Origin of the sequence: Staphylococcus sp. SM3655, from assembly GCF_016917315.1 — a bacterium.
GTDB classification, from domain to species: domain Bacteria; phylum Bacillota; class Bacilli; order Staphylococcales; family Staphylococcaceae; genus Staphylococcus; species Staphylococcus aureus.
Map to the genome: position 1 here is coordinate 722,614 of NZ_CP070305.1, position 26,084 is coordinate 748,697.

Below are 26,084 nucleotides of genomic sequence, written 5' to 3' on the forward strand. Positions count from 1 at the left end.
AATAGAAAGAGGGATTCAAATGACTCAAAATTCATATAAAATACCCATTCAAGGCATGACATGCACAGGCTGTGAAGAACATGTAACCGAAGCATTGGAACAAGCCGGAGCTAAAGATGTTTCGGCCGATTTCCGACGCGGTGAGGCCATTTTTGAACTCAGCGATGATCAGATCGAAAAGGCTAAGCAAAATATTTCGGCAGCCGGCTATCAACCCGGAGAGGAAGAAAGCCAGCCCTCTGAAAACAGTGTAGATTTCAATCGGGATGGCGATTACGATCTTCTGATTATTGGTTCCGGCGGTGCGGCGTTTTCTGCAGCTATCAAGGCCAATGAAAACGGGGCGAAAGTGGCCATGGTAGAACGGGGAACCGTCGGGGGGACCTGCGTTAACATCGGTTGTGTACCGTCAAAAACCATGCTTCGTGCCGGTGAAATAAACGGTCTCGCCCAAAACAATCCGTTTACCGGACTTCAAACGAGTACCGGTGCTGCGGACCTTGCCCAATTGACCGAACAAAAAGATGGATTAGTCAGTCAAATGCGTCAAGAAAAATATATAGACTTGATCGAAGAATATGGATTTGATCTCATTCGTGGCGAGGCCTCGTTTATCGACGATAAGACGATACAAGTGAATGGACAAAACATCACGTCTAAAAGCTTTTTAATCGCAACGGGGGCTTCTCCGGCTGTTCCGGAAATCCCGGGAATGAATGAGGTTGATTATTTAACAAGTACATCCGCACTCGAATTAAAAGAGGTTCCACAACGATTGGCAGTGATCGGTTCTGGCTATATCGCAGCGGAATTAGGTCAAATGTTTCACAACCTCGGAACAGAAGTGACTCTCATGCAAAGAAGCGAGCGTCTGTTTAAAACCTACGATCCTGAAATTTCCGAAGCCATCGATGAATCCTTAACTGAGCAAGGACTTAACCTGATCACTGGGGTCACTTATCAAAAGGTTGAGCAAAACGGTAAGTCGACAAGCATTTATATTGAAGTGAACGGTCAAGAACAAGTCATCGAAGCCGATCAAGTCCTCGTGGCAACAGGAAGAAAGCCGAACACAGAGACTTTAAACCTTGAATCAGCAGGTGTGAAAACAGGGAAAAAAGGCGAAGTGCTGACCAATGAATATTTGCAAACGTCGAATAACCGAATATATGCCGCGGGCGATGTGACCCTCGGTCCGCAATTCGTTTATGTTGCAGCTTATGAAGGCGGGATTGTGGCAAATAATGCGTTGGGTCTAGCGAAACGCAAAATCGATCTTCGCTTTGTTCCCGGCGTAACCTTCACCAATCCATCGATCGCCACAGTCGGCTTGACTGAACAACAGGCAAAAGAAAAAGGTTACGATGTCAAAACATCGGTCCTTCCGTTGGACGCTGTACCGCGGGCCTTAGTCAATCACGAAACAACAGGGGTCTATAAACTTGTAGTCAACGCCCAAACCCAGAAATTGATCGGGGCGCACATTGTGAGTGAAAATGCTGGAGATGTGATTTATGCGGCAACGTTAGCGGTTCAATTTGGATTGACCATTGAAGACCTTACGGATAGCTTTGCGCCTTATTTAACGATGGCTGAAGGATTAAAGCTTGCAGCCTTGACGTTTGATAAAGACGTATCGAAATTATCTTGTTGTGCAGGCTAATGGTTCCTTTTGATTCTAATGCTATGTTGCAGGAGGCACTTAAAACAATGAAGTGGAGAAAATATAAGGAGGAATAAGCTTATGAAAAATATTTCAGAATTCTCAGCCCAACTTAATCAAACTTTTGATCAAGGGGAAGCCGTCTCTATGGAGTGGTTATTCCGTCCGTTGCTAAAAATGCTGGCGGAGGGCGATCCAGTCCCCGTTGAGGACATCGCGGCGGAGACCGGGAAGCCCGTCGAGGAAGTTAAGCAAGTCCTACAGACTCTACCTAGTGTGGAACTTGATGAGCAGGGCCGTGTCGTCGGTTATGGCCTCACACTGGTCCCTACCCCCCATCGCTTCGAGGTTGATGGGAAGCAACTATATGCATGGTGCGCCCTTGACACACTTATGTTCCCAGCACTCATCGGCCGGACGGTCCACATCGCTTCGCCTTGTCACGGCACCGGTAAGTCCGTACGGTTGACGGTGGAACCGGACCGCGTTGTAAGCGTCGAGCCTTCAACAGCCGTTGTCTCGATTGTTACACCAGATGAAATGGCCTCGGTTCGGTCGGCCTTCTGTAACAACGTTCACTTTTTCAGTTCACCGAGTGCAGCCCAAGACTGGCTTAACCAACACCCTGAGTCGAGCGTTTTGCCCGTTGAAGATGCCTTTGAACTGGGTCGCCATTTGGGAGCGCGTTATGAGGAGTCAGGACCTACTAATGGGTCCTGTTGTAACATTTAATCTTAGGCAATTACGCCTGCGTCAATCTTGGCCTTACGATGATGTCCTGTAACCGAAGCTCTATCTAGTGAAACCAATTTTATGGGAAACCAAATAAATAAAAAGATCAATTGCTTGTGCCTATATCGGGGAGTTAATAAAGCGAGAAAGTGGATTCTTGAATATAGGAGTAAATAAGGTGCCAAAATGGCACCTTATTTAAAATATGTAACGCCAAGGTCTGCCGTATTATATTGCATTGGAAAAAGAAAACCTTCTGTATAAGGAGATGTTATATGATATTTGGTAAACTGTTCGGCAGTTTGGGCGTAGAAAGCTTTTGCTCCTTGAACATCACGTTTGCCAGTTACAATGTCATTTAACAAGTTTAAAGATAAAAAATTCATCGCTTCCTCATGACACTTTGCTGATGCCTCACCTGTAGTTCGATCTAAGTAGACACTTCCATCAAAAGCGGCAATCGCATCATATAAGTGTACGGGCACTTTATAATCGATGGTCTGCTTAAGGAAATCAAGGTGAGGGGTAGGGAAGTTATGAGGGACTGGATCCTTATATACTATCGTGCGTTTCCATGGCCCGCTATTGTACCAAATTAATCGTCTCATTGTTGCTTCCTGGGGATATCCATACTTACTAATTATGGTTTTTGCCCCTTCCAACGGTGGTCCCTGCCAATAGGACAAAATGTGATTTAAATGACTATCCATTGCCATACCTCCTAAACATTTGCCTAAAAGCATTGTATGCCCAATAAATGAATTTTAGGTAAATGTATATTTAATGATCGGCAGATTGCAGTAAATAACGAATGCCTGCAATGCAATTAACATGGGATTTAACACTGGACAGTAATTTTTTTGCTGGGATTTTGCTATCAGATAGCTTTTCTTAGTGATGATAGGATATGTTGACCAAATTGGCCGTGAGATTGGAGGGGTGGTTTTTATGGTTAGTTGTTGTTCAATCGATCCATACACTGAATTCGAAGTCATTATTATTGGTGCCGGGGTGCCGGAGGTTTCTCTTGCCTTTCATTTGACTTCATACGGCATAAGGACGGCACTTGCGGATGAACAGAACGTGGATAACAGATTAAAGGACTTTTTAAGAACTTTTCAAGAATTGATTGAGCGCGATTCGGGTATGCCGTGGACGTTACAGGCAATAAAAGAAGATATGCACCTCATCCTTTTTGACGGTACCATTACCCTTGAAGGTGAACATGCTGTCCGTATTGATGAACACAAAATTCGGGGGGATCGTATGGTCGTACCATTTGATACGTTTAAACAAATAGGAAAACCTAGAAACCAAAACGACATCCATTTTAAAAACGATCCTTTTCAAAGAGTTACGAATGATTTATGGATCACGAATCCCTCATTGTCAGAAGTGGATCAAGAACAAATATGGCAGACTGGAGACTATTTTTCAAAACACCTTCAGAACATTGAATAAATGAAGTAACTAACCCGGACAATCTGGGCGACTTTATTAAGGCAATGGCCCTGGTTCGGTTCTGTTGCAAAGTAAAAAAATATAGCTAACCACTAATTTATCATGTCAGTGTTCGCTTAACTTGCTAGCATGATGCTAATTTCGTGGCATGGCGAAAATCCGTAGATCTGAAGAGACCTGCGGTTCTTTTTATATAGAGCGTAAATACATTCAATACCTTTTAAAGTATTCTTTGCTGTATTGATACTTTGATACCTTGTCTTTCTTACTTTAATATGATGATGATCTTGCTCAATGAAGTTATTCAGATATTTCGATGTACAATGACAGTCAGGTTTAAGTTTAAAAGCTTTAATTACTTTAGCCATTGCTACCTTCGTTGAAGGTGCCTTATCTGTAATTACCTCTTGAGGTTTACCAAATTGTTTAATGAGACGTTTGATAAATGCATATGCTGAATGATTATCTCGTAGTTTACCTCGTTCATTAAGCAAAAAAGTGGATAAAAAACCGCATCACTTATGATATGCTTCTCCTCGCATAATCTTAAATGCTCTGTACACTTGCTCAATTAATACAACCCGCATCATTTGATGTGGGAATGTCATTTTGCTGAATGATAGTGCGTAGTTACTGCGTTGTAAGACGTCCTTGTGCAGGCCGTTTGATCCGCCAATGACGAAAACAAAGTCGCTTTGCCCTTGGGTCATGCGTTGGTTCAATTCTTGGGCCAATCCTTCGGAAGATAGCATCTTTCCTTGTATTTCTAATGTAATGACTGTGGATTGTGGTTTGATTTTGGCTAGTATTCGTTGGCCTTCTTTTTCTTTTACTTGCTCAATTTCTTTGTCACTCATATTTTCTGGTGCTTTTTCGTCTGGAACTTCTATGATGTCTATCTTGGTGTATGGGCCTAAACGTTTTTCATATTCTGCTATGGCTTGCTTCCAATATTTCTCTTTTAGTTTCCCTACAGCTAAAATGGTGATTTTCATGTCGTTTGGTCCTCCAAATTGTTATCAACTTTCCAGTTATCCACAAGTTATTAACTTGTTCACACTGTTCCCTCTTATTATACCAATATTTTTTGCAGTTTTTGATATTTTCCTGACATTTATGCCCGATTTTTAGTGTATAACCTGTGTATTTGTGGATAACTCTGTGGGCATTGTGGGTATTTCTCTTTAAATTGTACACAATTCTGGATAACTATCCCCATTTCTGTGGATAAACACCTTGATGTCTTATTACTTATCCTCGTTTTTATATCCCATATTTATCAACGGTTATCGCTTTTTTTCATAAAAAAACACTACCGTACCTCTTATTTAAGAAATACAGTAGTATTATTTTCAATATATTTTAGCTAGCTTTTCTACGTCGTACAGTCGCGATTAAACCTATACCTGCTAATAATACAAACATCGCTTCTGGGCTTGAACTTTGATTAGTTCCAGTTTTTGGTAACTGTTTCTCATGCGCGCTACCTTTAGGCACTGACATTCTAGCCAATTGTTTCCCACTCTTGCTTGATACAGTAGCTCCTTCTATTGTGCGACCAGAACCTTCTGTACCGCTACTAACAGTTCCTCTATGCGCTAGCAACAATACAACTTTACCTGGAGCTGGTTTTTTCGCTGGATCCATCACTTTGTCGTCACCAATTGGTTGTGCATCTTTACCAGACTCACTACCTTTGCTACCTTGTTGTCCTTTAGCTGGTTGTTCACTTACTGCTGGTTTACCTAATAACATACGTTGTGGTTCTGTCGTATCATACTTAGCTAAGTTAGCTGTTTTTAAATAACTTGCTAGTACTTGATCTAATGAAATACCTTCTTCTCTAGTACCACCGAACATACTATATCCGTCGCCACCTGATGCTGTGAAGTCATTCATCGTTACGTGATATACACGTTTTAAATCAATATTTTCAAACTTACCTGTCTCTTTATTTAAAATTTGAATAGCATTAATTCGTTTGCCAGACGGTTTATTTATATCATAGTAAACACGGATTGAATCAGAGATATGTAGTAAACCGCCATTCGCTGTTAACACTGTCTTACCGTCCTTTTGTGTTGTTGGTGCGCCTAAACTATGTTCGAAAGCCGTCCAGACGTCTGAACCTTTTACATCAATTTGCGCAATCGTATTTCCAAATGGTAATACTGAGATTAAATCATAGCGTGTCACCTTACCTTTTGCGATAGAGGCACGAATACCTCCACCATTTGTCACGGCAAAGTCAGTCTTTTTAGAGAAATTCTTAACGCCATATGCTTCCATAGCATCTGCAATTGCGTTTCCTAAATTTGTTTCACGCGTTCTAACGTCATCTCTCTCTCCTTTGAAATCAATCGTATTATTTGGAATAATAACCTCTGCTGTTTGTGCTCTAAATGTTTGATCAGCTTGATTAATTTGTTCAGCTAATGCTTTGTTCGGTGTCACATTTTCAACGTCTTTAACGTTAATCAATGACGGTTTAATATTTGATACCTCTCCATTGCGGTAATTAAATGTAATCTTACCGATATTCGCAAGTGCTGTACCTGTTTGTGCTAATGCATCATTGTTATAAATTTGACCATTTTGAAGTACGGTATGTGAATGACCATCAATGACTGTAATTCGTTTCTTCAATTGTGGATTTTGACTTAATTGTTTCACTAAGTAATCACCACGCCATGTTTCTTGTGTTGAAGGATCAATCCCTAAATGTGATATAACAACAAATGTATCTACGTCTTTATAAATACGCATCATTTCTGCTGTCACACTTTGTAATGGATCTCTAAATTCAACACCTTTAATGCCTTCAGGTCTTGTTTTCGTCTTTGTTTCTGGTGTCGTTACGCCAATAATTCCATAACGAATACCATTTTTCGTTACAATCGTTGAAGGCTTAAACGCGCGTTTTCCATCTTTATAAACGTTAGTGCTTAGCATCGGGAAGTCTAACATACCCTCTAACTTTTTCAACTGATCGTATCCAAAGTCAAATTCGTGGTTACCGACTGCCATAGCATCATAACCTACTGCATTCATTGCTTTAGCCATTTCTTCACCTTTTGACTGGTTTGAAAGTGGTAAACCTTGGAAGGCGTCTCCTGCGTCTAACATTAAATCAGGCTTTTCTTGTTCTTTTACTGTTTTTAATTTAGCCATACCGATGACACGCCCTTTTTCTTCGGCTAGTCGGCCATGGATATCATTTGTATGTAATATTTTATGTGTCGTTGTTTGTGGTGCATTAGCAGCAAACATTCGTGGTGAAAGTGATGCTGTTTTAGCATTTGATAATTTGAATGTTGCTGTGTGAGTTGGTTTTTGTGTTGAGGCTTGTTGTGTATCTACGTCGCGCGTTTCGTTTACTGTTGTTGAAACTGCTGTAGATGGTTTGTTAGATGGTGCGTTGGATGTTACTTTGTTGTTTGTATCATCAGCTGTTCCCTGTGCTGATGCTGATACGTTGGTTGCCGCTTCTTCACCAGATTGATGAGCTGCTTCCTTTGTTGGCGGTACTTGTTGCTTATCTGTTGTTGCTTTGTCTATCGTTGTTACTGCATGTGCTTTCATTGGTGTATGCTGCTCAGCCGCGTTCGAGACTTGCCATAATCCCATTGCACTAAAAAGCAAAACGAGCCATACACTTGTTTTAAGTAATAAAGCTTTCATTTCGTTCCCTCCATTAACTGTCATACACCAATATATTATCATAATCCTTATATTAAAATGTTTGATTTTATGTAAATTATTTATAAATTACATTTAATATCGAATTATTTTACACATTTCAATCAAGCCGGTTCAATCTAACAACAGCCATTTCCCACCAATAACATAAAAAAGCACCCGATAAAGTCGTCTCACAGCAGTGCCGAACTTTATAGGGTGACTCTCATTTATATTGTATATATTGGCGTTGGAATAGCTTTATCCGTATCACATAGCAATACTTCTTTTTCCGTATCAATATCGTGTTCGTTCAATACTTGACCAACACTCATACGCGCCAAATCTTTCATATTATTATCTTGTGATAAATGTGATAGGTAAATACGTTTCGTGTTGCCTGTAATCACATCCGTCATCGCATGGCCCGCATCCTCATTAGATACATGTCCCATATCGCCTAAAATACGTTGTTTCGTCTTCCATGGATAACGACACATTCTCAACATATCGACGTCATGATTACTCTCAAAAATAAACGCATCGCTGCCACGTATCATACCTTTCATACGATCAGACACGTAACCCGTATCCGTTAAAATCGTAAACTTCTTATAGTTATTATGGAAAATATAAAATTGCGGATCTATTGCATCATGTGACACGTTAAACGATTCAACATCGAAACCTGCAATAGATTTTGTTTCATAAGGATTAAAAATGAATTTCTGATCCATAGGGATGCGACTATCTTTCTTTTCAATTGCCTGCCAAGTCTTTTCATTCGCATAAATTGGCAATTGATATTTACGCGCCAAAACACCTAATCCTTTAATATGATCAATATGTTCATGGGTTACTAAAATACCATTTAAATCTTGAATATTACGGTCAATTTGACTAAACAATTCTTCCATTTTCTTGCCAGTCAAACCAACATCAACTAATAGACTACCTTTTTCATTTTCTACAAAAGTGGCGTTACCTGTACTACCACTTGCTAATACACTCATGCGTATCAAGCGGCTCATCCTTTCTCTTTAAACAGTCAATCTCTCTATATGACTGCAATATACATCAGTGCAAATATACGATTTTCCCTACAGAAACTATCAGTATATTAGCTGTTTTGTATACCTTTCCTATTATGTAACTTTAGTTCATCGACCGGTTTCTTATATTTAAATTTTGATAATCACGTGCAATGAATTTCTTAATTATTATAACAATGATTAGACAAATACTAAAGTTTTTAAAATAACAGTTACACTAATTTTACAATGCGGTTCTACTTAAAATATGAATAAATGCGCACGTTGGAGACGCAGAAATGTCGCCTGTCAGCCATAATAAACCGTACCAGCAAAAAGCTAGCACCGCTTCTCACATATGATGAGCTTGCAATACTAGCTTATTACGATTCATATTAATGATTAATAATTTTAGGGTTATTATTTGTCGCTTCGACATAGTAAGTATTCGTTTTGTCCTTACCGTCATGCTTCACTTTAATTTCCCAGTTTGGTTGTAACAATTGAACATTCGTTTCGTTCACGACTGAGTAGTAACCGAGTCTAGCATTAATGACTTCATCACCTTTTTTCAAGTAACGATTATAATATAATGCCTCGATTGCTTTTCTCACTCCAATAACTTGATGCTTCTTATCTGCACCATCTGTGGGCTTAATGTCACCCATCATTGATTGTTTATAACTAGCCGCTTTGTTATCTTCTATATTAAAGTTCAACATCGCTTTACTATTATTCAAAATCGGGAAATTATCATATGTTTGTTCGTATTTTACAGAACCAGAACTAATCTCACTTAATTGATATTCTGAACCTTTGAACACACGTTTGTTAACATAATCCTTCAAATCTTTTAAGTTATTATCACTAACTTTTACCGATTGGCTGATGTTCGCATTTAATAATTTTCCACTATCTGATGTGGATAAATCAGAATCACCTTTAGCTTTTGAACTAAAGTCTTTTGATCGTCCCGTAATTTGTTCTAATTGTATGCCTTTAACAGATTTATTTAAAATACTGGCTGGCACCCTAATTTCTTCTTGCTGAAAATTAACTTCATTGTTACTCTCGACTTCATTAATGTGTGAGCGATTGACTTTATTAACATAAATCGATACTAACACGATGTTGACAAGAATAAACACGAAAATGAAAAGTGTCTTTGTCAGTTTCCAGTTCATTTATTCAAGCCTCCCATCGTTATAAACATACCATTCGCCATCATATTCTACATACCAACGCGGTACGAGTTCACTGTTAATCTGCACTTCAATGTGGTTATGATCTGAGTTATCCTGCATTTCGTAACCGATAGCGATGTTTGTTACTTTTTCAAAATTAATATCACTATTGTTCGCTAAGCTTGAACGTACAGACTCTAATTTCGGCAACGTTTTATTATCCTCACTATTTAAAACAACGTCGGTGCGCAATAACGAACGACGATAATCAAAGACGCCTTTTTCACCCCAAGTGACTTGAATTTGATTAGAACCTTCTTTATTAAACGTTGGATAACCGTTAAGGAAACGTTGATATGTTAACTCGCCTGACTGATTATTCGTACTAAACAATCTGAAGTCTTCGTTTAAGAAACCACCATGACCATTAATAAAATCAAAGGTTCCTGGAATCGTTTCTTCCATTTTGCTGGAACTTGCTTCATCTTCGGACAGGTTTTTATAATGGTATTTTTCATTTTTATCGTTATAGTTTGCGACACCTGTATTATTGTTGTAAGTAGTAACACCACTCTTTGAACTACGAACAATGGTTGAATCGTCAAATAATATAGCATTCATTTTTTCAACACTAATTGTATTAAATACCATGCGATATGTTTTTAACTTTTCAGGTTTACTTGGTGCAAAAACATGCGTCGTACGATCAATTGTATCTTTGTTTGTGATGATATCTGTGTATGGTTGCATATCTTTTTTCACTGCTGCTAATGCATCTAAAAAATGATCATTTTTCGTTGTAGTTGTTAATTTTACGTAATCGTGGCGATCTTTGCTTATAGCATAAAGCACGATATTATCATCAGCATCATGATCTATGACCAAACGATTGAAATTGAAATGATTTGGTACTTTCGCATTCATGTTCAGTACTTGACCAAGATATGTTGATAACGGTAAATCATACGTAAAATCGAATAATGTAAAATCACTGCTCAAATCAGGAATCATCAAGTTATGATCACGACGAACATGTTCCACGGACTTCACTTCTTTATTTTTCAAAGGTTTCGTCAGTTTATTCACATTAGATACCGTCGCGATCGTACCTTCTGGATGATCATTTTTCGAATGAATAATCTGAAATGGCGTAATAGTTGTATCCATTTTGGCTGTCATAGGTGTCGTTAAAGGTTTCGTTTCACTCTTCTTACTATCTGTATTGTCGACATTTGCAATATCAGGAGAAAAGTTCCATACCATATATGTCAATACGACACTCATCAAGACGAGTAGCGCTAAAATGACAGATTTAATATGCTCCTTATTATTCATCCCAATCACCGTCTTCAATGACTTCACATGGAAGTGTGATAAAGATAGATGTACCTTGACCTTCTACACTGTTTGCCCAAATACGACCATTGTGCGCTTCCACAATCTCTTTCGAAATGGCTAGTCCTAATCCAGTACCACCCATTTTACGCGTACGTGCCTTATCTACACGATAGAATCGGTCGAATATCTTATCGACTTTATTGATAGGAATACCGATGCCATTATCTTTAATACGAATCGTCATTCGATTATAAAGTGGATTTTGTTTCACGTGGAACTCGACACGTTTATCGCCTCTAGAATATTTCATCGCATTTGTAATGACATTATCAAATACTTGCGTCATTTTATCAGGATCAAATTCTGTGAAAATCGTCTTTTTCGGAATATCTCGAATAAATGTTGTATCTTTCGCAGACATTTCATGTCGATTAATAATTTTATTAATGAACATGTTAAAGTCGATAATTTCTTTGTTGATTTGATCAGACTCATTATCCATTTTAGATAACTGTAGCAAGTCATTGACCAGTCGAATCATTCGTTCTGTTTCTTCACGGGTAACAGATAAAAATTGTGGCGCAAGTTCCTCATCTTTCCATGCACCTTCTTCAAGTGCTTCAATGTAACTATTCATAGAAGTTAAAGGTGTACGTAACTCATGTGATACATTGGCAACAAATTCACGACGCTCACGTTCAACTTGTTGTTGTTCAGTTACGTCATGTAACACAGCGATATAACCAGTTACAAATCCTGTTTCCTGCACAATCGTACTAAAGTTAACACGTGCGATTAGACCTTCTTCTTCATTTAAATCTAATAAGAAACTATCATTATTCTCTTGAATTTCTTCCAGTTTAAATTCATCTTCAAGACTTAATACACTTAACATGTAATATCCGATGATGTCTTCTTTCGCCATACCAAGCATCTTGAGTGCCATATCATTGACGATACGAATACGTCCACGGCGGTCTGTTGCAATAATACCATCACTCATATGGGTGATAACTGAGTCCAGTCTACGTTTCTCACTTTCAGTATTAGCCTGCGCTTCTTGTACACGTTTAGACAAGTTATTAAATGCTAAAGCTAATTCGCCAATTTCATCATTACCATAAATCTTCACACGTTGCGTATAGTTACCTCTGGACATTTCGACCGTCTGGTTACGCATATCGGTGATTGGTTTGGTAATCGTTCGCGCTATAAAGAATCCTAGGATGACTGTGATTAATAATGAAATAGCTGTACCAACAATGAATATTTGATTTATATTATTTAATTGGTTATAAACGTCATTAATTTTTGATTCGATATAAATATTACCAATTACCTTTTTATCGACTTTAACTGGGATATTATATACCCAGACACGGTCCTTACCACCGCCATAATCTTTTAAAATTAAATGATCGTTTGATTGTCCTAGTGATAGTGCTTTTTGGACAGAACTATCATTCGCTTTTTGATTGATTAGACTACGGTTAGACTGCTTCGTCGTCGCAATAATAATTTGGTCTTTATCTATAAAACGAATTTCTCCAATTTCTTGACGGTTGGCATACTCACTTAATAAATTTTGAATATCTTTTTGTGCATTTACGGAGCCCTTTTCGTCATATACTTTTTCAATACTAATTTCTAATTGTTTCGCGTACTGCGTAATATTCTTCTTAAAATTATCAAGCAGCTCTTTTTCAAGGTTATTTGTAAAATATAACCCGATAATTTGCATACCAATGATAATCAGTAATACATAAACAATTACAAGTTTAGTATGAAGGGATTGTAGTTGTTTTAGCCACTTCATTCGTTTCGACCTCTACTCATGTTGTTGGAGGAAATATCCAACGCCTCTACGCGTCACAATATATTCAGGATGTGACGGATCATCTTCAATCTTTTCACGTAAACGACGAATCGTTACATCGACCGTACGTACATCGCCAAAGTAATCATAGCCCCATACTGTTTGTAATAAATGTTCACGTGTCATTACTTGTCCCATATGTTTTGATAAATAATGGAACAATTCAAATTCACGATGTGTTAATTCAATATCTTCGCCACGTTTTTTAATAGAATATGCGTCTGGATAAATCACAATATCTTTAATTGTGATTTCATTCGTTACATTTCCAGTGTCTTGTGCTGGTTGTGAGTAATGACGACGTAAGTTCGCTTTCACACGTGCGATTAATTCACGCGTACTAAACGGTTTCGTTACATAGTCATCTGCACCTAGTTCTAAACCAAGCACTTTATCAATTTCTGAATCTTTAGCAGTAAGCATTATTATTGGCATTTCGTATTTTTTGCGCACTTCACGACATACTTCCATACCATCACGACCAGGTAACATGATATCTAGTAATACGATGTCTGGTTCTTCTTCATAAATTAAGTCGACTGCATCATTACCATCGTATGCACAGTACACATCGTATCCTTCTTTTTTTAAGTTAAATTCTAAAATATCAGCAATCGGTTTTTCATCATCAACTACAACAACTTTTCTAGCCATTTGCATAAACCTCTTTTCTTAAATCATTAATATTATTTTATCATTTTTTGTTCTTTATCGTTTATGTTTGTGTAAAAAATCACAGGATGTCGCTTACTATTTTTGTTATTGTGCGCATTTTCCGTCTTATAACGTATAGTAACCTATTATATAATTTACCATTTATAAGCTATTAATTCTATTTTCCAATATAAACTTATATATTAATATTTTTTATTAGTTTCTCACGGCGGATTGTGACAATGATATTTAACACAATGATGAGGTCTCTATTCCAATAATAAAATTAGGGTAATGGCAACTTCTAGTTGCACGTCATTGCTCAGAAAATAAATATCATTATTCGTTATTCGTCACTTTAACAATTGATGTTATGGAGGACTGGTGGCATATCACAACGAAGAAATATGTTGACAGTAGCATATGTTTGTACGTCTAATAAAGATTTTATTGTCTACGTTTATCTTTCATATCCAACCACTAAGTTACTTGAGGTTCATACATTATAAAGAAAATGGACGAACAGATAAATCAATATGATTATCATTCGTCCATATATCTTTTATTAATATAATATTAAACGCAAAAAAATGCCTATCCTCTTGGATAGGCATTTGTACGGTCTCGACGGGAATCGAACCCGCGATCTCCTGCGTGACAGGCAGGCGTGTTAACCGCTACACTACGAGACCTAAAAAATGGTGACTCCTACGGGACTCGAACCCGTGTTACCGCCGTGAAAGGGCGGTGTCTTAACCGCTTGACCAAGGAGCCGTTCTTAAGCACAAGATAGATTATAGCACAGCCAATCTTGCCATGACAAGATATTTTTTACATAATTTTGCTATTATTTTTTGAAGAATGTTATAAGTGAAAAATTGCATTTTATTGGCTGTCTATTTATTATAATAATTACGCTATTTTTGAAATTTTTCTATTTTAGGTGCTTTCATTTACACTTACGTCTACTCTATTTTAATAGCTATTTTCGACATCAGACTTATTACATTCAAGTGTTTCTTCTTAATTTCGTTAAATATCATCTAATCTTTTAAATTATGACTAGCAAATATCACCTTTACGTTAGTATTTTTTATCTAAATAATCGAATCGATACAGAAGTAAGCATAGCAAAAGCCTCCTACCAATAAAGATAGAAGGCTCATGTATTTATAATCATTGCGTATGACTTATATAAAGTTCTACCACAATTCTTTTAATAGGTTTGTTTGTTCTCTATCTGGACCAACTGAGAAGATAGAAATTTGTACATTACATAATTCTGAAATACGCTCTAAATATTTACGTGCATTTTCAGGTAATTCTTCTAAAGTACGCACACTTGTTACGTCTTCTGTCCAACCTGGTAACTCTTCAAAGATTGGTTTACAACGTTTTAATTGATCTAAGTTTGCTGGGTACTCAGTAATTTCTTTACCGTCTAATTCATAAGCTGTACAGATTTTCACTGTGTCTAGGCCTGTTAAAACATCGATTGAGTTAATAGATAAATCTGTAATACCACTTACACGACGAGAGTGACGTAATACAACTGAATCAAACCAACCTACACGACGTGGACGTCCTGTTGTTGTACCATATTCACGACCAACTTCTCTAATATGATGTCCATCTTCATCGAATAATTCAGTAGGGAATGGACCATCACCAACACGTGATGTATAAGCTTTACATACACCAATTACCTTTGAAACGAATGTAGGACCTACACCTGTACCAACAGTAACGTTACCTGCAATTGGATTACTTGATGTAACGAATGGATATGTACCATGGTCGATATCTAACATTACACCTTGCGCACCTTCGAAAAGTACCTTTTCATCTGCTACAAATGCATCGTCTAAGATTTTTGATGTGTCTGTTACAAATTCTTTTAAACGTTGACCTGCAGCATAATATTCTTCAAAGATATCATCAAATGATGGACATGTTTCGTTAAACATACCTTTGAAATATGCTTGTTTATATTCAATGTTTGATTTTAATAATCTTTCGAATGTTTCTTTTTCAAGTAAATCTGCCATACGAATGCCGATACGTTGAACTTTGTCTACATATGCTGGACCGATACCTTTTTTAGTTGTACCAATCTTATTATCACCACGTAAACGTTCTTCATATTCATCTTGTGCTAAGTGATATGGTAAAATCACTTGCGCACGATTAGATATACGTAAATTACTTGTAGGAATGCCACGTTCATTTAATCCGTCTAATTCTTTCAATAGTGCAACTGGATCAACAACGACACCGTTACCGATTACCGCTAATTTGTCTTTGTAAAAGATACCAGATGGTACTAAATGTAATTTATATGTTTCTCCGCCAAATTGAATGGTATGGCCTGCATTATTACCACCTGAAAAACGCGCGATAACATCTGACTGTTCTGCCAAGAAATCCGTTATTTTTCCTTTTCCTTCGTCTCCCCATTGTGTCCCAACTACTACGATTGATGACATGTGAGCACCTCCAAGTTTTTCTCATTTAACCATTTGATATTCTACCAATATCGAGACCATAATGCAAATAAAAATCGAACATTGATTTTCGGCCTTTTTAAAAGAAAAATCATTTTAACAAATCGTCTTCAACGTCCTAAAAACCCTTTAACAGAGGCGTTGACAGTACTAATTTATCACTTTCAATACACAAACTTAACATATATCAACCCGTTCAGAACAAAATAAAAACCGTACAATTTTATCATCATAATGATTATTGTACGGAAAAACTTTTTTACATCATATCTGCATGTGCATAATCGATATCGGTAAATTTATTATATTGTTTCATAAAGTGTAACTTAACTGTGCCTGTTGGACCGTTACGTTGCTTAGCAATGATAATTTCAATTTCACCGTTTTCATCATTCGTTTGTGGCTCAAAACCACCATCATCGTCATCATCTTCATCGCCACCACGGTTATAGTAATCATCACGGTATAAGAATGCAACGATATCGGCATCTTGCTCAATCGAACCAGATTCACGAATATCACTCATCATTGGACGTTTATCTTGTCGTTGTTCAACACCACGAGATAACTGACTTAATGCGATAACTGGACATTCTAATTCACGGGCTAATGCTTTTAATGTACGAGAGATTTCAGAAACTTCCTGTTGTCTGTTATCGGACGCACGTGAACCACTACCTTGAATCAACTGTAAGTAGTCAATCACAATCATGTCTAAGCCATGTTCTTGCTTTAATCGACGACATTTAGAACGTAAATCATTAATTCGAATACCCGGTGTATCATCAATAAAAATCTTCGTACGTGATAGTTTACCTACCGCTATAGTAAAACGACTCCAATCTTCCTCAGTCATAGTACCCGTTCTTAAGCGGTTTGAGTCAACATTACCAGAACTACAAATCATACGTGTGGCTAACTGATCAGCACCCATCTCTAGTGAGAAAATACCAACTGTATACATATCTTCATGCGTTGCAACTTTTTGTGCAATATTAAGTGCGAACGCAGTCTTACCTACAGATGGACGCGCTGCAAGGATAATTAAATCATTTCGGTTGAACCCTGCTGTCATTTGATCTAAATCTCGATACCCTGTAGGTATACCTGGTGTTTGACCACTATTTTGATCAAGCTCTTCAGCTGTTTCATACACTTGTCCTAAGACGTCTCGAATGTCTTTAAAGCCATCGCTTTCACGAGAAGATGATAGCTCTAAAATTCGACGTTCTGCATCACTTAAAATCGCATCTAGTTCAAGTTCATCATTATATCCATCATTGGCAATACTATCTGCAGTTTGAATCAATCTACGTTTTAATGCATGCTTAGAAACGATATCCGTATAATACTGAACATTTCGTGTCGTTGGTACATTTGTAGATAACTCTGCAAGATATTGCGGGCCACCCGCTTCATTCAACGTACCTTCCGTCGATAATTGATCCATCAATGTTACAACATCAATTTCTTTATTATCTTCATTTAAGTGCATCATTGCACGGAAAATATGTTGATGGGCACCCCTATAAAACGACTCAGGAAGCAAAACTTCCTGAGTAGTATTAATCAATTCTGGATCTATAATAATTGAACCTAAGACAGACTGTTCAGCTTCATTGTTATGTGGCATTTGATTTTGCTCATACATTCTATCCATGAATGGTTACACCTCTTATTTCAATCCAACTTTATTGTTCAACTGTGTGTACGCGAATTGTACCTTCAACTTCTTTATCTAATTTAACAGGTACATTCGTATATCCTAGGGAATGAATTCCATTTGGTAAATCCATTTTACGTTTATCAATTTTAATATCATGTTGTGCTTTTAGTGCTTCGGCAATTTGTTTTGTACTTACTGATCCAAACAATTTACCACCTTCACCAGTTTTTGCTGATACTTCAACTTCAATGTTTGATAACGTTTCTTTTAATGCTTTAGCATCTTCAATTTCTTGTTGGCGTTCTTGTTTTGCACGTTTTTTCTGTAACTCTAATTGTTTAAGGTTACCTGGTGTTGCTTCTACAGCATAATTCTTTTTCAATAAGAAGTTATTTGCATAACCTACTGGTACTTCTTTAACTTCACCTTTTTTACCTTTACCTTTAACATCTTGTGTAAAAATTACTTTCATGCATCTTCACTCCTACTTAATTGTTCTGTAATTGCTTGTTGTAATTGTGCTATCGCCTCTTCGACTGTCACACCTTTAAGTTGTGTTGCCGCATTGGTTAAATGTCCACCGCCACCAAGTGCTTCCATTGTTAACTGGACATTTACTGAACCGAGTGAACGCGCAGATATACCAATCAGATTATCTTCACGTCTCGCAACAACATATGATGCTTCAATACCTTCTAAACTTAACAGTTCATCTGCTGCTTGTGCAACTGTTACTGGATGATAAATTTTATCGTCTGAACCATGCGCAATGGCTATGCCATTATCTTCAACTTTTACAGTTCGAATTAATTCAGATCGATTAATGTAAGTATCCACATCATCTTTTAAGAAATGTTGCGTTAAAATCGTATCTGCACCATGTGCACGTAAATAACTCGCTGCATCGAATGTTCTTGATCCTGTTCGTAATGTAAAGTTTCTTGTATCTACAATAATACCTGCATACATCACTGTTGATTCAAGACGTGTTAAACGTTGTTCTGTTGGTTGATATTCCAGTAACTCTGTTACCAATTCAGCTGTCGAACTTGCGTATGGTTCCATATATATCAACAATGGATTAGAGATGAAGCTTTCACCACGTCTATGATGATCGATAACAACTTTACGGTTTGCTTTATTTAAGACATTTTCATCTAAAACCAGTTCCGGTTTATGCGTATCAACAATCACTACGGTTGTCTTAGATGTCATCATATCCCAAGCATCATCTGATGTTATAAATCGCTCTCTTAACTCTGGCTTTTTATCAATTTCGTTCATCACGCGTCGTAATGTTGGATCAATGTCAGTCTCATTTAATACGATGTATGCTTCTAAATTATTCATCATTGCAAATCTAGACACACCGATTGCTGCACCAATTGCATCTAAGTCAGGACGTTTATGTCCCATGATAATGACTTTGTCACCCTCTGCAAGGATATCTTTTAACGCATGTGAGATCACACGTGCTCTTACACGAGTACGTTTCTCCATCGGGTCAGTCTTACCGCCATAGAAACGCACATTACCATTAATACTTTTAATTGCAACTTGGTCGCCACCGCGTCCTAATGCTAAGTCTAGGCCTGATTGTGATAATTCACCTAAGTCGATTAAATTTTCAGTACCTTCACCAACACCGATACTCAATGTTAATTGGGCACGATAACCAACACTTTTTTCACGTAATTGACTCAAGATATCAAATTTAGATTCTTCTAAGTCAGCTAATATTTTTTGATTTAAATAGGCTACGAATTGATCGGAACTGTATCTTTTGAAAAATATATTATACTCAGTTGCCCATCGACTAATGACACGCGTTACCATTGAGTTGATTTCCGAACGCTGCGTATCATTCATATTTTGCGTAATCTCATCGTAGTTATCTAAAAATAATGTCGCAATGATTGGTTTAGAATTTTCATATAGTTCATTTGTTTGTACTTGTTCAGTTATATCAAAGAAATAGAGGCAGTGATCATTCTCAGAATAACGTACTTGGAAATGATACTGATTATATTCTATTTCAACGGATTTCACTCTATCTAATTGCTTTAAAATGTTTGGAAATACTTCATTTACAGATTCAGAAATGACATTTGCTTCCATATGATCTGTCATAAATTGGTTAACCCATTCGATGTGATCATTTTCATCTAAAACAATGATACCAATTGGTAAATGTTTGATTGCTTTATTATTTGTTGTTGAAATTTGAGCACTCAAACCATCTACATAACTATCCATTTTCATTAAAGCTTGTCTGAATAAAATGATGCTAACAATAATCATCACGACAAGAACGATAGATGCAATTAGTGCTATAAGACTATTAAAGATAAACCATACACCCATTAAAACAATTGCTGTGATGATCATGATGACAAATGGTATTAGTAAAGCTTTCTTAGTGGACTGCCGATTCATTATTCCACCTCTATTCACTTTTTAGAATTATTTTTCATGATTCGCTTCAAATTCAAACTTAAATCGATAACACCAAGTAGTCCTACAATATGTGTCGTAGGTGTCAGTATTGTACCGATAACCAATAGTAAAATCGTTACTGCATTCGGCAAACCTTTCGCTTTACCAAAGAAATGAATAACACTTAAACCTTGAATATACATTACTAATGATAACACAAGTTGGAAGTTTAAAAGAATGCTCTGGAACACACTCGGTTGACCTGTAAATAATAAACATATGATAACAATAATGTATATCCATAATAAAATACCGCTCATTTGCCACGCGAAAAGTGGCTTAAATACAGGTGTAGCGATTTTAAATTTTCGTAAAATCGGAAATGTAACGATTAAGTTAATTAAGACGATTAAAAATGTAATGATAATGATGAAACCTGGTAATTGAACGGTCGCTTGTCTAAACCCTTCTTCTAATATTTGGGTCATATTCGCATCGGCACCGCTCATCGTAATCGCTTCATGTAATGTTTGCTTGAAAGGTTTTACTATGCTCGCTGATGGTGGAATCCTTCCGAATGTTTGTAGTAACATAAAAGCGATTAATGAAATTAAGCTCATCGCTACTGTTGTTACGTATAATATTCTTTCTTTAGACGTTCTTTCTTTGAGCAATTGACCAATAATTAAACTTGCAATTAAGACTAATATGATGGCACTTAAAACGAAGGTATTACCTAAAACAGTTGTTATAATTACTGTAATAAGTGCACTAATCCCGAAAGATTGTATTGATTTATTCCATAAAACGATACCTGGTATGGTTGCAAATAATGCAAATATTAGTCCTAAACCAGGCACTAGATATAAAGCTAAAGCGACAAATACCAACGCAATCGTTGCAATTATTGTTGCTTTAGGTTGTATTTTTGAAAACACATAAGCCACTCCCATATTTTTAACTATAGCTATTATTTTAACCTCTTTAATGGAAATTAACAATTTATAGATTGTATGCTTCTATTTCATTTAATTGAATAATAACTTTCATGTTTTATAAGTAATTAACATACTCATTTGAATCGCTTTTGTGTGCTTTCATTTTCAATATGATTATTTAATCCCACTACATAGCAATCAAGCTTGATTTAGATTCACAATTCATTTCCACTCTCAATGTACTCTAGATGTTTTTGAATATGATAACTGTGATTTAGTGGCTTCATTCTTTGAAAATATATATATTATTACTTACGCTTAAAATGCTTTAAATTTAAGAAATGATATAAGTTAGGTGCCCAGGTACTAAAGTTTAGTAGGAATCCATCATGCCCAACATTATCAGGCACGAAGAAATGACGATGATATTTAAAACGTTCACCTAATGCACGAACTTGATCATCCGGATATAGCAAATCATCTATGAACCCCATCGTTAACACTTTTGTTTCTAAATTTTTAAAAATATGCGTTACGTCTGTGCGACCTCGGTCAATGTTGTGACTATCCAATACATCTAGCAGTGTCAGATAACAATTCAAATCAAAATGTTCTTTAAATTTATTACCTTGATGTTGTTGGTATGCGACTACTTCATCCGGCGTGAAACGTTCATCATAACTTTTTGATGATCGATATGTCAAAAAACCTAATTGGCGTGCAATACTTAGACCTTCCTTACCACCAAGATGAATGGCTTGCCTTGCAATTTCATTGAAAGCTCTACTATAAGATGATGTTCGACTTGTTGCAGCAAGGATAATGGCTTTATCTACTTCAAACTGTTGATTGTAAAGTAGTTCCATTGCTTGCATACCTCCAAGACTTCCCCCTATTAAAATATTAATCTTATCATAACCAAGGGCTTGTATACCTCGTTCATTCGCTCTGACTATATCTCTTAATGTTAATTTTTTAGGAAAATGAGGGTCGTTTAAAGGTGAACTTGAACCGAAAGGACTACCAATAACATCAAATGTTAAAAATTGATAATCGTGAATGGGTATATATCCCCCATCAATAATTTCTCGCCACCAACCCGGATAATCATCTGTTCCATATGTTAAATGATTGCCAGTTAATGCATGACAAACTACAACTAATGGTTGTCCATGATAACCGACATGCTCATATCTCAAACGCAAGTTATCTATGACTTCCCCAGATTCTGTAATAAATTTCCCTAAATTTAAAGTATCTACTGTGTAATTTGTCATTGTTCTTTCCTCCTTAAACAAAAAAACTTCTCACCCTATTGAAAAGTAAGAAGTCTTTATACTTATCATTCGAGTAACTCGTTGGTTTTAGCACCGTGCTATAAAGTCGGTTGCTGAAGTATCACAGGGCCAAGTCCCTCAACTTCTCACAATAAGAAATATGAAATTGTTATGTGTTAGTTGAGATTCAGTGATGAATTACTTTTATCATTTAAAATGTTGTTATCATTGTCATGCGTTAGCCAAATCGCTTACGTATACACGATTCCCAATCTTAACATAGACGATTTGTATATCAGAATTTTCTGATTACTAACAGTTTACCTAAGTTTAAATATCTGTTCAATGATTTTCAGTTATTTTTAAAAGAAAAATCGTAATGTTGCCATGATAACAATCCCACTAATAATTGTAATAGTTAAACTACGCGTGATTATAGATAAAATAACCGTCGGAATGAGCGCGATAATGTAAGGGATGTTTAATGTATACCCCTCACCATGAGGCGTCTGTTGAATAATGCTGTCAATGACAAGTGCCGTAAATAGTGTGATTGGGATAAATGATAGCCATCGAACCACAACATCAGGCAATTGCACTTTTGAAATCATGATAAAAGGTATAATTCGAATTAATAGCGTTACGATTCCACACAATAAAATAAGTATTAACATGTTCATATGAGTTATCATCGTTCCATCATCACTCCTAACGCTGCTGAAATTGTGGCTGCAATTAATATTGCTAGATATGAAGGCATAAACATACTTAGCGATAACATCATTACTATGACGGCAATAATGAGTACTATGTAAATTCTTAATCGCGATTTAGTAATTGATTCAAATTGCGCAATGGCCAAAAAGATAAACATAGCTGTGATAGCAAAGTCTAACCCTAGCGTTTGCGGATTTGAGATATATTCGCCAAATAAAGCCCCAGCTACACATGAAATTGCCCAAAATAAATATGCTGTGATATTAAGACCATGCATCCAACGATCATTGATAGCTTCTCCTTTTAAATAAGGTGTAATGGCGACGCCAAACGTTTCGTCAGTTACTAATGAACCTAATCCAACACGGTTCCAAAACCCATATGTCTTGAAGTTTGGTGCAAGCGACATACTTAAAAGGAACATTCTTGAATTTACGATAAATACAGTTAGTACAATCGCTGATATCGGTGTACCTGCTATAAACAACGCGCACATAATAAATTGCGCAGCACCGGCATATATAACAAGACATAACAAGATAATTTCTAAAATACTAAAGTTTTGAGACGAAGCCACAATACCAAATGAAATACCAACACCGGCATAACCCAATAATGTTGGGATACACTCTTGCACGCCTTGTCTAAAACTTAAATGTGTTGCCATCTCAATTACCTCCTTTGCCACTTTATATTTATATAATTACGAAAAAATAATATACCTAGTCTAATACAGTTCTATACCCTAAGCAATAACATTAGACACCAGTTTGTCTGAGGTTAGACATACTGGAGTCTTCAATCATCTTCATATCAACTTTTTATTTTTGAGAATTTTCAATTTTTTATTTAAGACTACCTCCATATTTTCTACGGATTTGTAGTTGTTTTTAAGTACTAATTTTATAATTTTTTATATCTAATGATGAGTCTGGGATATTGATTCATGTAACACTCCCTTATAATCATCATCCTCTCCCCCTACCCTACTCCATCGATATTACTCATACTACATCAACGAAATCAGTTTTTTATCACTTAATTTCCTATAATAGTGATGCTCAAAATTGTTACGTTTTAGATTGTTTTAGTTCATCATAATTATCCCGTATTGTTGCTATAATGAAATGCGTTCACCCCATTAAACCACAAACTTAATTTATTGTTGTTATGTGCATTGGCTCACTATTATACTTTTACAGCACAAAAAAAGTGGCGACAGCTTCGTCACCACTTTTTAAAATATTATTTAAAGTATCTTGCCCTTGCTTTAAGTATACGTAGATATATACTTTTTAAAGCTTGTAGCTAAAGCCTTTATTTAACTGGTTTTGAAATTTGTGTTTTACCACCCATAAATGGTACTAATGCTTCTGGAATTGTTACTGTTCCATCTTCATTTTGGTAATTTTCAACAATAGCAGCAAATGTACGTCCAACTGCTAAACCACTACCATTTAATGTATGTGCTAATTCTGGTTTAGCTGCTTTGTCACGCTTGAAGCGGATGTTAGCACGACGCGCTTGGAAATCCGTACAGTTTGAGCATGAACTAATTTCTTTATAATCATTGTAGCTTGGTAACCAAACTTCTAAATCATATGTTTTGCTTGCACTAAATCCAATATCACCTGTACATAAAATAACACGACGGTATGGTAAACCTAACTCTTCTAGAATTGCTTCTGCGTTTGTTGTCATTTCTTCTAAAGCATTCCATGAATCTTCAGGTTGTTCAAAACGTACCATTTCCACTTTATCGAATTGATGTAAACGAATTAATCCTCTTGTATCTCTACCTGCTGATCCTGCTTCACTACGGAAACATGCAGATTGACCAGTGAATTTTTCAGGAAGTACACCTGGTTGAATAATTTCATTACGGTAGAAATTCGTTAATGGTACTTCAGCAGTTGGAATTGTATATAATCCTTCTTTTTCTACTTTAAATAAATCTTCTTCAAATTTAGGTAATTGACCTGTACCATACATTGTATCTGCGTTCACAAGCTGTGGTACCATCATTTCTGTATAACCATGTTGTGTTGTATGTTTTGTAATCATATAGTTCATTAAAGCACGCTCTAATTGCGCACCTTCATTTGTTAAATATACAAAACGCGCACCTGAAACTTTTGCTGCACGATCAAAATCAGCCATTTTCAATTCTTCTACAATATCCCAATGTGCTTTGGGTTCAAATGAAAACTCACGTGGTGTACCCCACTTTTTAACTTCAACGTTATCTTCATCAGATTCACCTTGAGGTACATCATCACTTATTAAATTTGGAATACGACAAAGGATACCTGTCATTTTATTATCAATTTCATTTAATTGACTATCTTTTTCTTTAATATCGTCACCTAATGTGCGCATTTCAGCAATCACATCATCAGCATTTTCTTTATTACGTTTTTTTAATGCGATTTCTTCGCTTACTTTATTACGACGTGCTTTCATTTCTTCTGTTGCACTAATTAATTTACGTCGTTGCTCATCCAATTCTAAAATTTCATCTACAACTTTTGGATCATCTCCACGTAATTCAATTTTGCTCTTAACTGTGTCAGGCTCATTTCTGAATAATCTAATGTCTAACATTAACCTTCATCCTTTCCCAAATAATTATCATTTATTATGGAATGACGTACGTCTTTATTTTTTAGAAAATAAAAAAAGACCACATCCCTACAAGGGACGTGGTCTACGCGTTGCCACCCTATTTAACAATTTAAGTTATAAAGATACACTAAACCTAAATTGCACTTCACTAAAATAACGGTTATCACCGATTGTTCTTTTAAATTAAGTAGGTAGATTCATATATATGTTGATTCTTGTTCACACTAACCACAAGCTCTCTGATATCGAACACTATATATTACTTGTCCTACGAACAATGTCTTATTAAGTTATTTTTAATATA

General features: G+C 36.4%; 20 protein-coding genes, 2 tRNA genes, 1 pseudogene, 1 riboswitch and 1 other annotated feature. Of the genes and pseudogenes, 3 read left to right on the plus strand and 20 right to left on the minus strand.

Annotated features, from left to right (window positions below):
- Positions 1-19 precede the first annotated feature (19 nt).
- On the plus strand, positions 20-1,663 hold the full coding sequence (gene merA / locus JQN76_RS03565) for a mercury(II) reductase (protein ID WP_000193219.1): 1,644 nt from the start codon (positions 20-22) through the stop codon (positions 1,661-1,663).
- Between the two features lie 81 nt (positions 1,664-1,744).
- Positions 1,745-2,395, plus strand: a complete 651-nt coding sequence (merB, locus tag JQN76_RS03570; RefSeq protein WP_000790334.1) for an organomercurial lyase MerB — start codon at positions 1,745-1,747, stop codon at positions 2,393-2,395.
- Between the two features lie 194 nt (positions 2,396-2,589).
- Here the strand turns inward: merB and JQN76_RS03575 are convergent, their stop codons facing one another.
- Positions 2,590-3,105 carry a hypothetical protein gene (locus tag JQN76_RS03575; protein WP_000377077.1) on the minus strand — a complete coding sequence of 172 codons (516 nt, stop codon included), beginning with the start codon at positions 3,103-3,105 and terminating at the stop codon, positions 2,590-2,592.
- Between the two features lie 187 nt (positions 3,106-3,292).
- Here JQN76_RS03575 and JQN76_RS14180 point away from each other — a divergent pair, with 187 nt between their 5' ends.
- A complete protein-coding gene (locus JQN76_RS14180; RefSeq protein WP_223297765.1) occupies positions 3,293-3,856 on the plus strand; it encodes a hypothetical protein in 564 nt (187 codons plus the stop codon).
- Between the two features lie 116 nt (positions 3,857-3,972).
- Here JQN76_RS14180 and JQN76_RS03590 read toward each other — a convergent pair.
- The 19 genes and pseudogenes from JQN76_RS03590 to serS all read right to left on the minus strand — a co-directional run.
- Positions 3,973-4,332 (minus strand): annotated as a pseudogene (locus JQN76_RS03590) (DDE-type integrase/transposase/recombinase); the annotation flags it as partial.
- A 39-nt stretch (positions 4,333-4,371) separates the two neighbouring features.
- Positions 4,372-4,851, minus strand: a complete 480-nt coding sequence (gene rlmH, locus JQN76_RS03595) for a 23S rRNA (pseudouridine(1915)-N(3))-methyltransferase RlmH (protein WP_000704775.1) — start codon at positions 4,849-4,851, stop codon at positions 4,372-4,374.
- Between the two features lie 367 nt (positions 4,852-5,218).
- Positions 5,219-7,537: an LPXTG-anchored adenosine synthase AdsA gene (gene adsA, locus JQN76_RS03600; protein ID WP_000645751.1), complete on the minus strand. Its 2,319-nt coding sequence runs from the start codon at positions 7,535-7,537 to the stop codon at positions 5,219-5,221.
- A gap of 227 nt (positions 7,538-7,764) precedes the next feature.
- Complete coding sequence (locus JQN76_RS03605; protein ID WP_000088649.1) at positions 7,765-8,565, minus strand: MBL fold metallo-hydrolase; 801 nt, start codon at positions 8,563-8,565, stop codon at positions 7,765-7,767.
- A gap of 395 nt (positions 8,566-8,960) precedes the next feature.
- Positions 8,961-9,749: a two-component system regulatory protein YycI gene (locus JQN76_RS03610; RefSeq protein ID WP_001104177.1), complete on the minus strand. Its 789-nt coding sequence runs from the start codon at positions 9,747-9,749 to the stop codon at positions 8,961-8,963.
- On the minus strand, positions 9,750-11,084 hold the full coding sequence (gene yycH / locus JQN76_RS03615) for a two-component system activity regulator YycH (protein ID WP_001060140.1): 1,335 nt from the start codon (positions 11,082-11,084) through the stop codon (positions 9,750-9,752).
- Positions 11,077-12,903, minus strand: a complete 1,827-nt coding sequence (walK, locus tag JQN76_RS03620) for a cell wall metabolism sensor histidine kinase WalK (protein WP_000871607.1) — start codon at positions 12,901-12,903, stop codon at positions 11,077-11,079. The genes yycH and walK overlap by 8 nt, the downstream gene beginning before the upstream one ends.
- 12 nt (positions 12,904-12,915) lie before the next feature.
- Positions 12,916-13,617 carry a response regulator YycF gene (yycF, locus tag JQN76_RS03625; protein ID WP_000101976.1) on the minus strand — a complete coding sequence of 234 codons (702 nt, stop codon included), beginning with the start codon at positions 13,615-13,617 and terminating at the stop codon, positions 12,916-12,918.
- A 619-nt stretch (positions 13,618-14,236) separates the two neighbouring features.
- Positions 14,237-14,309 (minus strand) — tRNA-Asp (locus JQN76_RS03630).
- Positions 14,310-14,316: 7 nt separating this feature from the next.
- A tRNA-Glu gene (locus tag JQN76_RS03635) sits at positions 14,317-14,391 on the minus strand.
- A gap of 428 nt (positions 14,392-14,819) precedes the next feature.
- Positions 14,820-16,103, minus strand: coding sequence for an adenylosuccinate synthase (locus tag JQN76_RS03640; RefSeq protein ID WP_000095328.1), 1,284 nt, complete (start codon positions 16,101-16,103; stop codon positions 14,820-14,822).
- A gap of 277 nt (positions 16,104-16,380) precedes the next feature.
- Positions 16,381-17,781: a replicative DNA helicase gene (dnaB, locus tag JQN76_RS03645; protein ID WP_000375647.1), complete on the minus strand. Its 1,401-nt coding sequence runs from the start codon at positions 17,779-17,781 to the stop codon at positions 16,381-16,383.
- A gap of 31 nt (positions 17,782-17,812) precedes the next feature.
- A complete protein-coding gene (rplI, locus tag JQN76_RS03650) occupies positions 17,813-18,259 on the minus strand; it encodes a 50S ribosomal protein L9 (protein ID WP_000864305.1) in 447 nt (148 codons plus the stop codon).
- Positions 18,256-20,223 (minus strand): cyclic-di-AMP phosphodiesterase GdpP, encoded by a 1,968-nt coding sequence (gene gdpP / locus JQN76_RS03655; protein WP_001081634.1) that lies wholly within the window; start codon positions 20,221-20,223, stop codon positions 18,256-18,258. The genes rplI and gdpP overlap by 4 nt, the downstream gene beginning before the upstream one ends.
- A 14-nt stretch (positions 20,224-20,237) precedes the next feature.
- The gene (locus JQN76_RS03660; RefSeq protein WP_001791710.1) at positions 20,238-21,176 is read right to left on the minus strand and encodes a YybS family protein; all 939 of its coding nucleotides are present in this window, start codon (positions 21,174-21,176) and stop codon (positions 20,238-20,240) included.
- Between the two features lie 293 nt (positions 21,177-21,469).
- Positions 21,470-22,438 (minus strand): homoserine O-acetyltransferase MetX, encoded by a 969-nt coding sequence (gene metX / locus JQN76_RS03665; protein WP_000186490.1) that lies wholly within the window; start codon positions 22,436-22,438, stop codon positions 21,470-21,472.
- Positions 22,439-22,497: 59 nt separating this feature from the next.
- Positions 22,498-22,596: riboswitch (SAM riboswitch) on the minus strand.
- Positions 22,597-22,800: 204 nt separating this feature from the next.
- Positions 22,801-23,130 carry an AzlD domain-containing protein gene (locus JQN76_RS03670; RefSeq protein ID WP_000628051.1) on the minus strand — a complete coding sequence of 110 codons (330 nt, stop codon included), beginning with the start codon at positions 23,128-23,130 and terminating at the stop codon, positions 22,801-22,803.
- Positions 23,127-23,822 (minus strand): AzlC family ABC transporter permease, encoded by a 696-nt coding sequence (locus tag JQN76_RS03675; protein WP_000190726.1) that lies wholly within the window; start codon positions 23,820-23,822, stop codon positions 23,127-23,129. The genes JQN76_RS03670 and JQN76_RS03675 overlap by 4 nt, the downstream gene beginning before the upstream one ends.
- Before the next feature lie 650 nt (positions 23,823-24,472).
- On the minus strand, positions 24,473-25,759 hold the full coding sequence (gene serS / locus JQN76_RS03680; RefSeq protein ID WP_000884334.1) for a serine--tRNA ligase: 1,287 nt from the start codon (positions 25,757-25,759) through the stop codon (positions 24,473-24,475).
- 89 nt (positions 25,760-25,848) lie between these two features.
- Positions 25,849-26,058 (minus strand) — a binding site (T-box leader).
- Between the last annotated feature and the right edge of the window lie 26 nt (positions 26,059-26,084).

What these genes read in the sequence shown, in the direction of transcription:
- JQN76_RS03670 (WP_000628051.1), bottom strand. Translation starts at nt 23,130, where the DNA reads ATGATAACTCATATGAACATGTTAATACTTATTTTATTGTGTGGAATC.
- JQN76_RS14180 (WP_223297765.1), top strand. Translation starts at nt 3,293, where the DNA reads ATGATAGGATATGTTGACCAAATTGGCCGTGAGATTGGAGGGGTGGTT.
- gdpP (WP_001081634.1), bottom strand. Translation starts at nt 20,223, where the DNA reads ATGAATCGGCAGTCCACTAAGAAAGCTTTACTAATACCATTTGTCATC.
- yycH (WP_001060140.1), bottom strand. Translation starts at nt 11,084, where the DNA reads ATGAATAATAAGGAGCATATTAAATCTGTCATTTTAGCGCTACTCGTC.
- adsA (WP_000645751.1), bottom strand. Translation starts at nt 7,537, where the DNA reads ATGAAAGCTTTATTACTTAAAACAAGTGTATGGCTCGTTTTGCTTTTT.
- merA (WP_000193219.1), top strand. Translation starts at nt 20, where the DNA reads ATGACTCAAAATTCATATAAAATACCCATTCAAGGCATGACATGCACA.
- serS (WP_000884334.1), bottom strand. Translation starts at nt 25,759, where the DNA reads ATGTTAGACATTAGATTATTCAGAAATGAGCCTGACACAGTTAAGAGC.
- JQN76_RS03610 (WP_001104177.1), bottom strand. Translation starts at nt 9,749, where the DNA reads ATGAACTGGAAACTGACAAAGACACTTTTCATTTTCGTGTTTATTCTT.
- metX (WP_000186490.1), bottom strand. Translation starts at nt 22,438, where the DNA reads ATGACAAATTACACAGTAGATACTTTAAATTTAGGGAAATTTATTACA.
- JQN76_RS03675 (WP_000190726.1), bottom strand. Translation starts at nt 23,822, where the DNA reads ATGGCAACACATTTAAGTTTTAGACAAGGCGTGCAAGAGTGTATCCCA.
- JQN76_RS03605 (WP_000088649.1), bottom strand. Translation starts at nt 8,565, where the DNA reads ATGAGCCGCTTGATACGCATGAGTGTATTAGCAAGTGGTAGTACAGGT.
- JQN76_RS03575 (WP_000377077.1), bottom strand. Translation starts at nt 3,105, where the DNA reads ATGGATAGTCATTTAAATCACATTTTGTCCTATTGGCAGGGACCACCG.
- rplI (WP_000864305.1), bottom strand. Translation starts at nt 18,259, where the DNA reads ATGAAAGTAATTTTTACACAAGATGTTAAAGGTAAAGGTAAAAAAGGT.
- walK (WP_000871607.1), bottom strand. Translation starts at nt 12,903, where the DNA reads ATGAAGTGGCTAAAACAACTACAATCCCTTCATACTAAACTTGTAATT.
- JQN76_RS03660 (WP_001791710.1), bottom strand. Translation starts at nt 21,176, where the DNA reads ATGGGAGTGGCTTATGTGTTTTCAAAAATACAACCTAAAGCAACAATA.
- dnaB (WP_000375647.1), bottom strand. Translation starts at nt 17,781, where the DNA reads ATGGATAGAATGTATGAGCAAAATCAAATGCCACATAACAATGAAGCT.
- JQN76_RS03640 (WP_000095328.1), bottom strand. Translation starts at nt 16,103, where the DNA reads ATGTCATCAATCGTAGTAGTTGGGACACAATGGGGAGACGAAGGAAAA.
- yycF (WP_000101976.1), bottom strand. Translation starts at nt 13,617, where the DNA reads ATGGCTAGAAAAGTTGTTGTAGTTGATGATGAAAAACCGATTGCTGAT.
- merB (WP_000790334.1), top strand. Translation starts at nt 1,745, where the DNA reads ATGAAAAATATTTCAGAATTCTCAGCCCAACTTAATCAAACTTTTGAT.
- rlmH (WP_000704775.1), bottom strand. Translation starts at nt 4,851, where the DNA reads ATGAAAATCACCATTTTAGCTGTAGGGAAACTAAAAGAGAAATATTGG.